Genomic DNA, 13999 nt, shown 5'->3' with positions numbered 1-13999 from the left:
AAGAACGCGCCGCCGATGCGCCCTAATCGGCGCTCATGCCCGCGGCACCTTCCCCACCGTGTTCGGCGCGCGGAGAAAGTCGAAGTCCACGCCCTTGTCTGCCTGCATCACGGTTTGCAGGAACAGCTTCTTGTAGCCGCGCTCGGCGGTGGGTTCGACCACCGTCGTTTCCTTCGCTCGGCGCGCCAATTCTTCGTCCGCAACCAGCAGCGAAATCTCGCGCTTCGCCACGCTGAGCCGAATGCGGTCGCCGCTGCGCACATAGGCCAGAGGCCCGCCGATGGCCGACTCGGGCGTCACGTGCAGCACGATGGTGCCGAAGGCGGTGCCGCTCATGCGGCCGTCGGAGATGCGCACGATGTCTTTCACGCCGGCGCGCGCGAGCTTGCGCGGGATGGGGATGTAGCCCGCCTCGGGCATGCCCGGCGCGCCCTTGGGGCCGATGTTCTTGAGCACCAGCACGTCTTGCGGCGTGACGTCTAGGTCGTCGCTGTCGATGCGGGTCACCAGGTCTTCGGCGTTCTCGAACACCACCGCGCGGCCTTCGTGCTCCATCAGCGCGGGGTCGGCGGCCGATTGCTTGATGATCGCGCCGCCCGGCGCCAGGTTGCCCCACAGCACCGCGATGCCGCCCTGCGGATAGATCGGCCGGGCAGCCGGCCGCACCACGTCCTGCCGAAAGCCGGGGCCCGCGCGCTCGAGCTCCTCGCCCAGCGTGCGGCCCGTGACCGTGAGCGCGTCGAGATGCAACAGCGGCCTGAGTTCGCGCAGCAGCGTGGCCATGCCGCCCGCGGCGTGGAAGTCTTCCATGTAGTGCTGGCCCGAGGGCTTCAGGTCGAGCAGCACCGGCGTCTCGCGGCCCATGCGGTCGAGCGCGTGCAGGTCGATGTCCAGGCCCATGCGCCCGGCAATGGCCGCGAGGTGCACGATGCCGTTGGTCGAGCCGCCGATGGTCAGCAGCACGCGCATCGCGTTCTCGAAGGCGGCGGGGGTCAGCACCTTGTCGATGGTGAGGCGATCGCGCGCCATCTGCACGGCCTGCGCGCCGGTCTGCTCGGCGATGCGGATGCGGTCGGCCGTCACAGCGGGCGGCGAGGCGCCGCCGGGCACCGTCATGCCCAGTGCCTCGGCGATGCAGGCCATGGTGCTGGCCGTGCCCATGACCGAGCAGGTACCCACGCTGGCGACCAGCTGGTTGTTGACGTCGGCGGTTTCCTCGGCGTCGATCTCGCCCGCGCGGTACTTGCCCCAGTAGCGCCGGCAGTCGGTGCAGGCGCCCACGCGCTCGCCGCGGTGGCTGCCGGTGAGCATCGAACCGGTGATGAGCTGGATCGACGGCAGGCCCGCCGAGGCCGCGCCCATGAGCTGCGCGGGCACGGTCTTGTCGCAGCCGCCGATCAGCACCACGGCGTCCATGGGCTGCGCGCGCACCATCTCCTCGGTGTCCATCGACATCAGGTTGCGCAGGTACATGCTGGTGGGCGCGGCGAAGCTCTCGTGCACCGAGATGGTCGGAAAGTCCATCGGCAGGCCGCCCGCGAGCATCACGCCGCGCTTGACGGCCTCGACGAGCTGCGGCGCATTGCCGTGGCAGGGGTTGTAGGCGCTGCCGGTGTTGGCGATGCCGACCACGGGGCGATCAAGTGCGGCATCGGTATAGCCCGCGCCCTTGATGAAGGCCTTGCGCAGGAACAGCGAGAAGCCGCGGTCGCCGTAGCTGGCCAGGCCCTTGCGCATGCCTGCACCGTCCGGGTCCGTGCTGTTGTTGTCGTCGTCGGGTTCGAGGGGCAGGGGGGACATGGAAGAGCCTCTGTGTTGCTTGCGTGATCGTATGCCCGTGCTCGGGCAAACCCGATTACCACTTTTGTTTCAAATCCTTACGATTGAGCCAGGGGGGTGTTTTCTTGGCATTCCCTTGCGCTGGCGCGCAATTTGCACTGGTTTTGCCTTTTCTCATCGAGGGAGAGTTCATGAAAAGCTTCTTGCCGTGGCACCGCGCGGGCGTCCTGCTGATGGCATTGGGTGGCGTCATCGCTGTCCACGCCCAGGCCCAGGTGCTGCAATTCAAGTGGGGCCATGTCTACGAGCCCACGAGCATCTTCCACCAGCAGGCGGAGCTGGCGGCGCGCAAGATCGCCGAGCAGTCAGACGGCAAGATCAAGATCGAAGTCATTCCTTCCTCCAAGCTGGGGCAGGAAGGCGACTTTCCGTTGATGCTGGCGAACGATTCGGTGCAGATCGCCTACGTCGGGCAGGCTACGCTGGCCGAGGGCTATCCGCCGCTGAGCCTGGGAACCTACCCCTTCGCCTTCAAGGACCTCGACCACATGCGCAAGTACCTGGCGAGCCCGCTGCTGGCCGAGCTGATGAAGGGCTACAACGAGAAGAGCGGCAACCGCATGGTGGCCTCGGTGTACTACGGCGCGCGGCAGGTCACGTCGGCAAGGCCGCTGTCCAGGCCCGAGGACTTCCGCGACCTGCGTCTGTACGTGCCCGCCGCCGCGGCCTACCAGCTGTTCGCCACCGCACTCGACGCCAAGCCGGTGACGCTGCCTTTCATGAGCCTCTACGGCTCGCTCAAGAAGAACGAGGTGGAGGCGCAGGAAAACCCGCTCGACATCGTCAAGTCGAAGAAGCTCTACGAAGTCCAGAAATACGTGCTGCTGACGGGGCACGTCTACGACACGCTGGGCATCGTCGTCGGCAAGGCCGCCTGGGCAAAGCTCGCGCCACCCCAGCAGGCGATGGTCGAGAAGGTGCTCACGGAAACTGCGAAGTGGACCAACGTGGGCGTGATCGCCGGCGAGCTCGAGGACGAGAAGTTCCTGCGCGACAAGGGCATGACGGTGTCCCCGGCCAACCGGCAACTGTTCCTGGAGCGGATCGCGAAGCGTTCGACGCCCGAGCAGATGGGCGCGCGGCCCGGCGACTACGCCCGCCTGCAGGCGCTGATGAACTGACGCGGCGGTTTCAGGCGGCTTCGAAGGCACGCAGCAGCGCGTGCGAGAGGTCGGCCACGAGTGCTTCGCGCTGGGGAGAAGGGCGCCAGAACGCGCGGGTGGCCACGCCCGTGGCTTCCCATTCGGGATGGTTGCGCGCCGGCTGCACGCCACGCACCGCGGCCGCGGCGGCACGCGTGGGGGCGTCGCCGTTTTCGGGCGCATCGCCACCGATGCGCTGCGTGGCTGCATGGCCGCGCTGTTCCAGGGCCTGCGTGAGCTTGAGCTGCCATGCGGCCAGCGTGAACAGCACGCCGTCTTCCACCGTGAGTTCGTGCACGTCGCGCAGCTTGTTGGCCAGCTTGCGGCCGAGCGGCCCCCAGCCCTGCGACACCGCACCGCCGATCGCGCCGCCCAGCGCCGCGCCCGCGCCGAGCGAGATGCCGGCCACCGCCAGGTCGGCCACCACGCCCACGGCCGCGCCGATGACCGCGCCCTTGCCGAGCCGCAGGCCCGCGTCCTTCATGGCTTCGGGGCTGAAGAAGTCGAGCGTCCAGCGGCCTTCGATCATCGGCAGCGGGGCCTCGTCGGCGTCGCCCTGGCGGAAGCCGTAGAGCGCGAGCAGGTCGTCGGTGCAGCGCTGGGCCTTGTCGAACACGGCCTTCTGCAGCGTCGTGACGAGCGCCTGGCGGCGTGCCGCGTCGGCGAACTCGGTGGACGACACCGTGCGGCGCACCGCGGCCGCATCGACGAGCAGGCCGGCGATGCGCGTGCAGGCGGACTGGCGGCGCCGGGCCGCCTCGGCGTCCAGTGCGTCGACTACGGCGCGCAGCAGGTCGCGGCGCTCGCGCAGCAGCGTGGCGAGGTCGTTGTACAGGTCTTGTTCGGCGCCGACGAAGGGGGCCGCCGCGTCGAAGCGCACCTGCACGTGCAGGCCATAGGCCGAGAGCAGCTCTTTCCACGCTGGTTCACGGCTGGCGGCGTCGCGCACGAAATTCAGCACCGGCAGCACGGGGCGCGCACAGGAGTTGAGCAGTTCGATCTCGTCGCGGAACTTGGGCAGCACCGGTTCGCGCACGTCGATGACCAGGAAGGCCGCGTCGATGTCTAGCATGGTGCGCAGCACCTTGGCCTCCTGCTCGAACACGCCATGGGCTTCGGGGCCCTGCAGGAACCGGCGGATGCGCTCGGGGGGCGTGGCCTGCTGGTCGAATCCGGCCAGGTGCTCGCGCAGCGCGACCGCGTCTTCCAGGCCCGGCGTGTCGAAGAAGCGCACGGCGGCTGCGCCGTCCACGTCGAGATCGACCGATTCGACGTGGCGCGTGGTGCCGGGGCGCTGCGACACCTCGCCGAAGCCGACTCGGCGCGTGAGCGTGCGCAGCAGCGAGGTCTTGCCCGCGTTGGTGTGGCCAACAACGGCGATGCGGATGGGTGGCTGCGGCGTCATGGTGCGGCGACCCTGTCCTGCAAGGAGGCGTCGAGGCGGTCGCTGGCGGTTACGCGCTCCAGCCCGGTGTCGCGCAGCCAGTCGAGCCAGCGCTGCGTGGCGCCGGCATGGGGCGCATCGGCCAGCCAGATGCGGCACTCGCCGCAATGCGCGAGCAACTCGCGCAGGAAGCGCTCGGTGCCGCGGTCGGGGCTCGATGCGGCGTGGCAGACCAGCAGCACGGTACGCGGATGGACGTGGGCCAACTGGTCGAGCAGGGCGCGGCGCGCAGGGGCGCTGCCGTCGATGCGCTGCACCTGCGTCGCGATGCCGGCGGGCAGGGCGGTTGGGGGCCAGGGCATGTCGGGCGGCAGTTCGAAGCCGACGACGAAGAGCGCGTCATGCAGTTCCGAGGCCGGCAGGCCCGTGGGCAGCGCACCGCGCGTGCGGCCCGGGTCGGCATCGACGATGGCCGCCGGGGCCATCGCGGCGAAGCGGGCCAGCAGCTTGCGGTAGTAGGGCTCGCTCCAGTCGGGCTGCAACGCCTTGCGGCGGCTGCGCCACACGGCCGCGCTCCACAGCACGAGCGCCACGCGCGGCAGCAGGCCGTAGACCACGATGCAGCCGGTAAGCCACAGCGCCCAGGCGCGCTGGCCGCCAGCGTTTGCGGCACCGGGTGCCGCGGCCAGCACGGCGGCGGCATCGGGCACGGGAAAGCCGAGCTGCGCCGGCGCCCAGCCCAGCGCCTGCACGGCCCGCACGAAGAAGGCCGGCTCGAGGATCGTCGTCTCCCAGCTCAGCGTGTAGCTGCGAAACGCAAGCGCGAACAGCATCGCGGCCAGCACCACGGCGAACGACAGCGACCAGATGCAGTGGCTCACGAGCCCGAAGGCCCACGGCAGCAGCTTGGCGCGGGACAGCAACCCGGTGGCGGCGCGCACCAGCAGCGGCGCCTGGCCGCGCCTGCCGCCGGCCACGCGGGCTGTGAGCGACAGCCAGATCCAGCCGAGCGATGCAGTATTGAAGGAAACGAAGGGCACCCACAGGCCCACGAGCCAGAGCAGCAGCGTGAGCGCATGCAGGCCCAGCAGGCTCGCGAGCGCGACGATCACGTTGATGTGGCGCTCGCCGCCGCCGACCACGTTGCCCGCCAGCCCGAGGCCGGCCATGACGATCAGCGCCACCAGCGCGAGCAGCACCCAGGGTGCCCAATGACGGGTGCGTGCGAGTTCAGCCTGAAGGCCGATGCGTTCGCCGAGCCGGAGTGCGCGTTCGACGATCTGCTCGTGGGCATCGGCTGTGTGCGAGGCTGCGGTGCGCAGGGCTTGCGCATCGTCGAGCGGACCGGTCTGCTCGGTCCATCGGATGGCCTCGGTGATCACCGCGTCCGGAAAAGCAGTTTCGCGCAGCGCGGTGTTGGTCAACAGGGTCCCTTCGCAGCCAATCGGTCATCGCCCCGCTGGGTGCGGGGGCGCGCGAATTATGCCCGGCGCATCAGGGACGGCCACGAAGGAAACGGGGCCGCAAGCGGCCCCGTTCTGCATCTCGCGGGAGGCAATGGCGCGTGCCCGGTCTCAGCGAAGGCCGAAGAACGAAAGCACGGCTACGACCACCACGATCAGACCAACGATGTAAATGATGGAATTCACGCGAGGACTCCTCTGTGTTGAGACGAGTCCAGCATTGCGCCGCCCGCGTGGCACCACTGTCGGCAGGGGGCGGCGTGTGCTGTAGGCGCGGGGGAAGCGCCGCCCGGAGATTTCCCCGGGGGCTCGTGGCGGCTCGCCTCATTTGTGACGATTGTTTGCAGGCGCAACCGGTGCCGGTCAGGCGCGCATCGCCTCGTCTTCCTCGAGGTTGTCGCCCAGGAAGCCACCGCTCTGGTGCGCCCACAGCCGTGCATACAGCCCGCCCTGCGCCATCAGCGTGCGGTGGTCGCCTTCTTCCACCACGCGGCCTTCGTCGAGCACGATCAGGCGGTCCATGGCCGCGATGGTCGACAGCCGGTGCGCGATCGCGATCACGGTCTTGCCTTCCATCAGCGCGTAGAGGCTTTGCTGGATGGCGGCCTCGACCTCGGAGTCGAGCGCGCTGGTGGCTTCGTCGAGCAGCAGGATCGGCGCGTCCTTCAGCATCACGCGCGCAATGGCCACGCGCTGGCGCTGGCCGCCCGAGAGCTTCACGCCGCGCTCGCCGACGTGCGCCTCGTAGCCGCGCCGTCCGGTTGCGTCGCCGAGCGTCTGGATGAATTCGTGCGCCTCGGCCCGCTTCGCCGCCGCCTCGATCTGTCTGTGCGTGGCGTCGGGCCGCCCGTAGGCGATGTTGTCGGCCACCGAGCGGTGCATCAGCGAGGTGTCCTGCGTGACCATGCCGATGTGGCTGCGCAGCGAGTCCTGCGTGACGTGCGCGACATCCTGCCCGTCGATCAGGATGCGGCCGCTCTCCAGGTCGTGGAAGCGCAGCAGCAGGTTCACCAGCGTCGACTTGCCGGCGCCCGAACGGCCCACCAGGCCGATCTTCTCGCCAGGCTTCACCACGAGGTTCAGGTCGTCGATCACGCGGCGGCCTGCATCGGCATAGCGGAAGCTCGCGTGCTCGAAGCGCACCTCGCCGCGCGGCACCTCCAGCGTGCCGGCGTCAGCTGCGTCGAGCACGGTGCGCGGTCGCGACAGCGTCTTCATGCCGTCCTGCACCGTGCCGATGTTCTCGAACAGGCTGGTCATCTCCCACATGATCCAGTGCGACATGCCCTGCAGCCGCAGCGCCATCGCCGTGGCCGCAGCCACCGCACCCACGCCGACCGCGCCGTGCGACCACAGCCACAGCGCCATGCCCGCCATGCCGGCCGTGAGACCCATGCTCAGCGTGTGGTTGACGATCTCGAAGGCGCTCACGAGGCGCATCTGGCCGTAGCCCGTGTGCATGAATTCGCGCATCGCGTCGCGCGCGAAGCCGGCCTCGCGCTGCGTGTGCGAGAACAGCTTGACGGTCGCGATGTTGGTGTAGGCGTCGGTCACGCGGCCTGTCATGAGCGCGCGGGCGTCGGCTTGCGCCTTGCCGATCTTGCCCAGGCGCGGCACGAAGTAGGCCAGCGAGGCGATGTACAGCGCCAGCCAGATCAGGAAGGGCCATGCCAGTTGCGCGTCGAGCACGCCCACCAGCAGGATCATGGTGGCCACGTACACGCCCATGGCCACCAGTACGTCGGCCAGTACGAAGATGGTGTCGCGCACAGCCAGTGCGGTCTGCATCACCTTGGCCGTGATGCGGCCGGCGAACTCGTCCTGGTAGAAGGCCATGCTCTGGCCCAGCATCAGGCGGTGGAAGTTCCAGCGCAGGCGCATCGGCAGGTTCACCGCGAGCGTCTGGTGCTTCACGATGGTCTGCAGCGCGACCACGCCGATGCTGATCACCAGGAACGCGGCAAGCCACATGAGCGTGGTGCCGCGTTCTACCCAGAGGCGCGAAGGCTCGAGCCCGCCGAGCCAGTCGACGATGCGCCCGAGGATTGCGAACAGCGCCGCCTCGAAGATCGACATGGCGGCAGTGAGCGCGGCCATCGCAGCGATCTTGCCGCGCACGCCGTGCGTGCAGGCCCAGAGAAAGGCCACGAAGCCCTGCGGCGGCAACGCAGGTTCGGCGGCGGGGTAGGGGTGAAGGAGTTTTTCGAAGAGGCGGAACAAGGAAACAGTCTCCCGGAGAACTCAGGACTTTAGCCGCGCATGCATGACCTTGCCCCGCAAAGGTGCGCTCCGCGGCGCGTCCCTGCCGAGCCGCTCGCCCAGGAAGTCGATGAAAGTACGCAGCTTGGGCGACATGTACTGCCGGCTCGTGTACACCGCGAACAGCGTGACGGGCTCGGCTTCGAACTCCGGCAGCAGCCGCACCAGCCGGCCCTGCGCGATGTCCTCGTCGATTAGCCACAGCGGCATGAAGGCGATGCCCATGTCCGCGCGCACCGCGTGCAGCGTGAGCGTGGTGTCGTCGGAGCGCAGGGCCGGCGTGAGCCGCAGCGCAAACATCCGCCCGCCCGGTCCCTTGAGCGCGAGGTTCTCCAGGTTGACGTAGCTCGGCACGATGGCGCCGAGCTTCGCCAGATCGGCCGGCAAGGCGGGAGCGCCGCCCATGCGCTCCAGACAGGCCGGCGTGCCCGCGAGGTAGAAAGGCACGCGGCACAGCGGCCGGGCGATCAGCGCGGGCGAGGGCTCCTGCGTGGCGCGCAAGGCCAGGTCGTAGCCGTCGGCGGCGAGATCGACCTTGCGGTTCTCCAGATGCATGTCGACCAGCACCTCGGGGTATTTCTCGCGATAGTCGGCCAGCACCCGTGCGAAGCGCGGCGTGGCGCACCACACGGGCGCGCTCACCTTGAGCTGGCCGCGCGGCGCGTCGTGGGCCTGGCCGATGGCGGCTTGGGCCGCATCGAGCAGGTCGAGGGCGCGTCGGCTCTGCTCGTACCAGGCGGTGCCGGCCTCGGTCAGGCTCAGGTGGCGGCTGGAGCGATGCAGCAGCCGCGCGCCGAGCGACTTCTCGAGCTGTGCCACGTGCTTGCTGGCCATCGGCGGCGACAGGCCCAGCCGCTCGGCCGCGGCCACGAAGCTGCCGGCCTCGACGACTTCGCGGAACACACGCAGGCTGGTCATCCGGTCCATGGCAATCTTTCCTGTGGAGAACTGATTCGATGCATCGCAGCCTGTCGATTTCCTCGCAGGAAATGTCTACAGTCGATGCAACGCCTTCAAGGAGCATCGACTTGACCCACGACAACGCCAGCGCTTCATCGCGCCTGCCCACCTACTTCATCTCGCACGGCGGCGGCCCCTGGCCCTGGATGAAGAAGGAAATGGGCCCGACCTACGACCAGCTCGCCGCCTCGCTGGCCGACATGCCGCGCCAGATCGGCCGCACGCCCAGCGCCATCCTCATGGTGTCGGCACACTGGGAAGCGCCCGTCTTCACGGTGCAGGGCAACCCGAAGCCGCCGATGATCTACGACTACGGCGGCTTTCCGGCGCACACCTACGAAGTGCACTACGACTCGCCCGGTTCGCCCGAACTCGCGCAGCGCGTGCAGTCGCTGATCGCCGCGGCGGGCCTGCCGGCGCAGATCGACCCCGAGCGCGGCTACGACCACGGCATGTTCTCGCCGATGGCCGCGATGTACCCGAAGGCCGACGTACCGGTGGTGCAGCTGTCGCTGCGCCGCGGGCTCGATCCGGCCGAGCACCTGGCGCTGGGCCGCGCGCTCGCACCGCTGCGCGACGAGAACGTGCTCATCGTCGGCAGCGGCCTGAGTTATCACAACCTGCGCAACTTCGGGCCGCAGGCGCACGGCGTGTCGAAGGCTTTCGACGACTGGCTCGACGAAGCGGTGGTGCAGGGCGCGCCGGCCGGGCGCAGCGCCCAACTGATCGACTGGGCTTCAGCTCCGGCGGCGCGCATGGCGCATCCGCGTGAAGAGCACCTGATTCCGCTGATGGTGGCCGTCGGTGCGGCAGAGGGCGAGGCCGGCGAGCGCGTGTACCACGAGGATGCCTTCATGGGCGGCCTGGTGGTGTCGAGCTTCCGTTTCGGCGCTTGATCGGGACTCAGCCGACCGGGCTGGAGGCGCCCAGCGCCAGATAGCTGTCGTCGCCATTGAGGCTGCAGTCGAGCGTGTTCGGCGCCACGTCGCGCTCGAGCACTTCGAACATGCTGTCGACGAAATCCATCAGGCCATCCGACGCGGCAATGGCGGCATCGACGTCGCCGTTGGCCACGGCCTCGATCACCGCAATGTGCCCATCGATGGTGCCCTGCAGATCGACCTTCTCCGGTGCATGCATGTGATAGATCCAGCCGATGCGGCGAAAGATCGTGTGCAGCGGCCGCAGCGTGCCTTCCACGAAAGGCTCCTGCGCAGCTGCCAGGAAGAGCTGGTCGATCAGGCGGTCGGCCACGTTGAACTGCTCGATCGTCATGTTCGCGCCGTGCTCGACGAGTTGCCGCTTGATGTGCTGCATGCGGTTGCGCTCCGACGCGCCTGAGCGCTCGGTGGCGAGCCGGATGACAAAGCGCTCCATGTCCCGGCGCAGCCGCAGCAGCAGGCGGTCGCGCGTGAGGTCGATGGGGGCGATGCGGATGCCGTGCCGCGGCGTGATCTGCACCAGCGTGTCGGCTGCCAGGCGATTGAGCGCCTGGTGCACCGGCGTGCGGCCGTAGCCGACCATGGCTTGCAACTCGTGCGTGGCCAGGAAGCGGCCGGGCGCCAGCTTGCAGCAGATCAGCAGTTCTTCGATGCGCTCGTAGGCCTGATCCGACTGGTTGGCGGGGCTCTTGTGCAAGGTGCCCGGCGCTGCGGTGTCGACGGAAACCAGCTTGGGCCTGGCAGGGGAACGGGTTGCCATGGAAATTCCTTGTTTCGAGGCCTCAGCATATCTGATATGCAAGCGAAATCACAGGGCTGAACGCCCAATCTCCAATGAAGACGGTGCATCCTCCTCCTCTGAGGGAAGGCAGGGTAATCACGAATAAATATCGTGAAATATCACGATATTCTTGCGCACCTTTCACCGAAGAACTCGCGGCCACTGAGCTGCCTCCTGGAGACCTGCATGAAGAAACTCTCGAGCCTTCCTCGCCTTTCCGCCAGCGCTGTCGCTCTGGCGGCCGCAGCCGTGTTCGCGTTCGCATTGCCCGGCGCCGCCCGCGCACAAGCCAAGGAAACACTGAGCTTCGCCGGGGCGACCTTTGCGGAATCGGGGCGTGGCGACAAGCTCAAGCAGTGGGTCGACAAGTTCAACAAGAGCCAGACCGCCATTGAAGTGCAGCCGCTCGCGCTGCCTTTTTCCACGCTCGCCAAGACCGTGTTCACACAGATGGGCGGCGGCGCCGGGCCCGATCTCATCCGCTTCGACCTGATCGACTACTACGCCGCCGCGCAGGCGCAGCGCATCGTGGCCATCGACGGCGACATCAAGCCGGGCGACTACCGGCTGACCGACCCCAACAAATACCTGGTGATCGGCGGCAAGCGCTACGGCGTGCCGTTCGAGATCAGCAACTACCAGCTGATCTATAACCCGCAACTGCTCAAGGGCGGCAAGCCGCCGGCCACGTTCGACGAGTTCCTGGGCGCCGCCAAGGCCGCCACCGGCGACAACGTGTTCGGCTTCGCCTACCGCGCCACCATGGCCGAGAGCAATGGCTTCTGGCAGGACCTGTGCAATTTCGTCTACGGCTTCGGCGGGCGCTGGAGCGACGACAAGGGCAACCTCACCATCAACAGCGCCAAGGTGGTGGAGGGTGTGGTCGCCTACAAGAAGATGTACGACCTGGGCGCCACGCCCAAGGGCGCTGACGCAGCCACCTATCGCCGCATGTTCTGGGAAAAGAAGCTGGCGATGGAGATCGACAACGGCGGCGTGGCCGGCATCTTCAACCAGCAGGCCCCCGACCTGCCGCTGGGTGCCGCGCCGTCGCCGTTCCCGACCCGCGCGCAGGGCCTGATCCTCGCGCCGCTGGCCATCAACGCCAACACGAAGCACAAGGCTGCTGCCGTCACCTTCATGAAGTGGATGATGCAGCCCGAGAACCAGAAGGAACTGCAGGCCATCCTCGGTGCGGCCAGCGTCGCCACGGTGGTCGAGCGTACGCCCGAAGAGCTCAAGGCCAAGCCATGGCTCAAGGTGTACGACGACCAGGCGCCGCACAGCGTGCCGCAGCTGGTGCAGGGCTTCGAGGCGCGCACGCCCGAGATCCAGCAGGTGATCCTGGAGCAGGTGCTGCGCGTGCTGCAGGGCGGTGCCGATCCGCAGAAGGCCATGGACGACGCCCAGCGCCTCGTCAGCGCCCGCGTGCTGCGCAAGTAAGCGGCCCGGAACTGCCGAATGGCCATCAACAAGCAAGCCGCCTCGGGCGGGGTGGGGTGGGCGCCCTACCTGTTCTGCGCGCCCGTCATGCTGTACTTGCTGGTCTTTCAGGCCTATCCACTGGTGCAGGAGCTGTACCTGAGCTTCACGCAGACTTCGCTGCTGTCGCCAAGCCAGCACGGCTGGGTGGGGTTGCGCAACTACACGGACCTGTTCGGCCAGCCCGAGTTCGCCCAGGTGCTGGTGATTACCGGGGTCTACACGGTGGCCTGCGTGGTGTTCGCGATCGGCATCGGCCTGGGGACGGCGCTGCTGCTCAACATGCCGTTTCGCGGGCGCGGCATCGCGCGTTCGCTCATCACCATTCCGTGGGCGGCGCCGCCGGTCGCGGTCGCGTTGATCTTCATCTGGATGTTCAACGGGCAGTACGGCGTGCTGCAGCACGTCTTCCAGTTCCTCGGCCTGTCGTCGGGCATGGAAGGCTGGCTCGACAACCCCTCGCGAGCATTGCCCGCGGTGCTGCTCACCACCGTGTGGCAGATCTTTCCCTTCACCTCGGTGGTGATCCTCTCGGCGCTGCAGGGCGTGTCGAGCGACCTGCGCGAGGCGGCGATCATCGACGGCGCCGACCGCCTGAGCGTGTTCGGCGCGGTCGTGTGGCCCGCCATCCGGCCTACCGTGATGCTGCTGACGCTGTTCATCACGATCTGGTCGCTGCGCCGCTTCGACCTGATCTGGCTCATGACGCAGGGCGGCCCCATCGGCTCCACCAACACGCTCGTCATCGAGCTGTACCGGCGGGCCTTCACCTACCGCGAACTGGGCGAGGCCGCCGCGGTCGGCATGGTCGGCCTGTCGCTGGCGCTCGTCGTCACGGTGGTCTATTTCCGGCTGACGGTGCGCGCCGAGCGCGCGGCGGGGCACTGATGAAAACAACGACCACAACCCTCGCCTGGCGCCAGGCGCTGCTGATGATCGTGATCCTCGGCATGCTGGGCGTCACGGCCTTTCCGATCTACTGGATGCTGGTCACCTCGACCACGTCGTCGGCCGATCTGTTCTCGACCTCGCCGCACCTGCTGCCGGGCCTGGCGCAGTGGCATGTGTTCCGCGACGTGTTCACAAGCACCGACGTCGGCACCTGGCTGCTCAACAGCGCCATCGTGGCGGTCGGCACCACGGTGCTGAGCCTGGCGCTCGCGGTGTTGCCGGCGTATGCGCTGTCGCGCTTCAAGTTCGCCGGCATTGCCATCGTGGGGCTCGCGCTCTTCGTCACGCAGATGCTGCCCGAGGCGATGCTGGTGGTGCCGCTGTACGCGATCTTCGGGCAGCTCTCGCTGCTGAACACGCTCACCGGCCTGATCCTGGTGAACACCGCCTTCACGGTGCCGGTGATCACCTGGATATTGAAAGGCGCCATCGACGGCGTGCCGATCGACATCGAGGAGGCCGCCAGCATCGACGGCTGCTCGCGGCTGGGCACGGTGTTCATCGTCGTGATTCCGCTCATTGCGCCGACGCTCGCGGCCACCGCGGTGATCGCCTTTTTCCACGGCTGGAACGAGTACGTGTTCGCGCAGACGCTGGTCAGCGCGCCCGAGCTGCACACCGCGTCGGTAGGGCTGGCCGGCTTCGTCGGCGAACTCAGCACGCCGCTGCATTCGGTGATGGCCATCGGGCTGATGTACACGCTGCCCGCCGTCTTCTTCTATCTCCTCGTGCAGCGCTATGTCGTTGCCGGCATGACCGCCGGCAGCGTCAAGGGCTGACGGAACGCAAGGATCGCA

The 13999-nt window shown here is 68.1% G+C and carries 11 protein-coding genes; 5 read left to right on the top strand and 6 right to left on the bottom strand.

Annotation, left to right across the window (positions count from 1 at the left end):
• Positions 1-33: 33 nt before the first annotated feature.
• Positions 34-1800, bottom strand: a complete 1767-nt coding sequence (locus ACEOAB_RS16960) for an IlvD/Edd family dehydratase (RefSeq protein WP_413750893.1) — start codon at positions 1798-1800, stop codon at positions 34-36.
• A gap of 170 nt (positions 1801-1970) precedes the next feature.
• On the opposite strand from ACEOAB_RS16960, the gene ACEOAB_RS16955 reads away from it, so the two are divergent.
• Positions 1971-2960, top strand: coding sequence for a sialic acid TRAP transporter substrate-binding protein SiaP (locus tag ACEOAB_RS16955; protein WP_413750894.1), 990 nt, complete (start codon positions 1971-1973; stop codon positions 2958-2960).
• A gap of 10 nt (positions 2961-2970) precedes the next feature.
• Here the strand turns inward: ACEOAB_RS16955 and ACEOAB_RS16950 are convergent, their stop codons facing one another.
• From ACEOAB_RS16950 to ACEOAB_RS16935, 4 genes are all read right to left on the bottom strand, one after another.
• Positions 2971-4386 (bottom strand): GTPase/DUF3482 domain-containing protein, encoded by a 1416-nt coding sequence (locus tag ACEOAB_RS16950; protein WP_495652991.1) that lies wholly within the window; start codon positions 4384-4386, stop codon positions 2971-2973.
• Positions 4383-5789, bottom strand: a complete 1407-nt coding sequence (locus ACEOAB_RS16945; RefSeq protein WP_495652990.1) for a DUF2868 domain-containing protein — start codon at positions 5787-5789, stop codon at positions 4383-4385. Before ACEOAB_RS16945 ends, ACEOAB_RS16950 begins: the two co-directional genes overlap by 4 nt.
• A 402-nt stretch (positions 5790-6191) precedes the next feature.
• Positions 6192-8048 carry an ABC transporter ATP-binding protein gene (locus tag ACEOAB_RS16940; protein WP_413750285.1) on the bottom strand — a complete coding sequence of 619 codons (1857 nt, stop codon included), beginning with the start codon at positions 8046-8048 and terminating at the stop codon, positions 6192-6194.
• A gap of 21 nt (positions 8049-8069) precedes the next feature.
• Positions 8070-9014, bottom strand: coding sequence for a LysR family transcriptional regulator (locus ACEOAB_RS16935; RefSeq protein WP_413750284.1), 945 nt, complete (start codon positions 9012-9014; stop codon positions 8070-8072).
• 101 nt (positions 9015-9115) lie between these two features.
• Between ACEOAB_RS16935 and ACEOAB_RS16930 the strand changes: the two genes are divergently transcribed.
• Positions 9116-9943 carry a DODA-type extradiol aromatic ring-opening family dioxygenase gene (locus ACEOAB_RS16930; RefSeq protein ID WP_413750283.1) on the top strand — a complete coding sequence of 276 codons (828 nt, stop codon included), beginning with the start codon at positions 9116-9118 and terminating at the stop codon, positions 9941-9943.
• A 7-nt stretch (positions 9944-9950) separates the two neighbouring features.
• On the opposite strand, the gene ACEOAB_RS16925 is transcribed toward ACEOAB_RS16930, so the two are convergent.
• Complete coding sequence (locus ACEOAB_RS16925) at positions 9951-10748, bottom strand: GntR family transcriptional regulator (protein ID WP_413750282.1); 798 nt, start codon at positions 10746-10748, stop codon at positions 9951-9953.
• A gap of 207 nt (positions 10749-10955) precedes the next feature.
• Here ACEOAB_RS16925 and ACEOAB_RS16920 point away from each other — a divergent pair, with 207 nt between their 5' ends.
• Genes ACEOAB_RS16920 through ACEOAB_RS16910 form a run of 3 tightly spaced genes read left to right on the top strand, consistent with a single transcriptional unit; the run spans position 10956 to position 13981 of the window.
• Positions 10956-12212 (top strand): ABC transporter substrate-binding protein, encoded by a 1257-nt coding sequence (locus ACEOAB_RS16920; protein WP_413750281.1) that lies wholly within the window; start codon positions 10956-10958, stop codon positions 12210-12212.
• Positions 12213-12230: 18 nt separating this feature from the next.
• Positions 12231-13139, top strand: coding sequence for a carbohydrate ABC transporter permease (locus ACEOAB_RS16915; RefSeq protein WP_056591970.1), 909 nt, complete (start codon positions 12231-12233; stop codon positions 13137-13139).
• Complete coding sequence (locus tag ACEOAB_RS16910; protein WP_056591973.1) at positions 13139-13981, top strand: carbohydrate ABC transporter permease; 843 nt, start codon at positions 13139-13141, stop codon at positions 13979-13981. The genes ACEOAB_RS16915 and ACEOAB_RS16910 overlap by 1 nt, the downstream gene beginning before the upstream one ends.
• The last annotated feature ends 18 nt before the right edge of the window (positions 13982-13999 follow it).

This window comes from Variovorax sp. Varisp53, assembly GCF_059491555.1.
The sequence above is the reverse complement of the archived record's forward strand: the minus strand, read 5'-3'. Positions and strand labels throughout refer to the sequence as shown.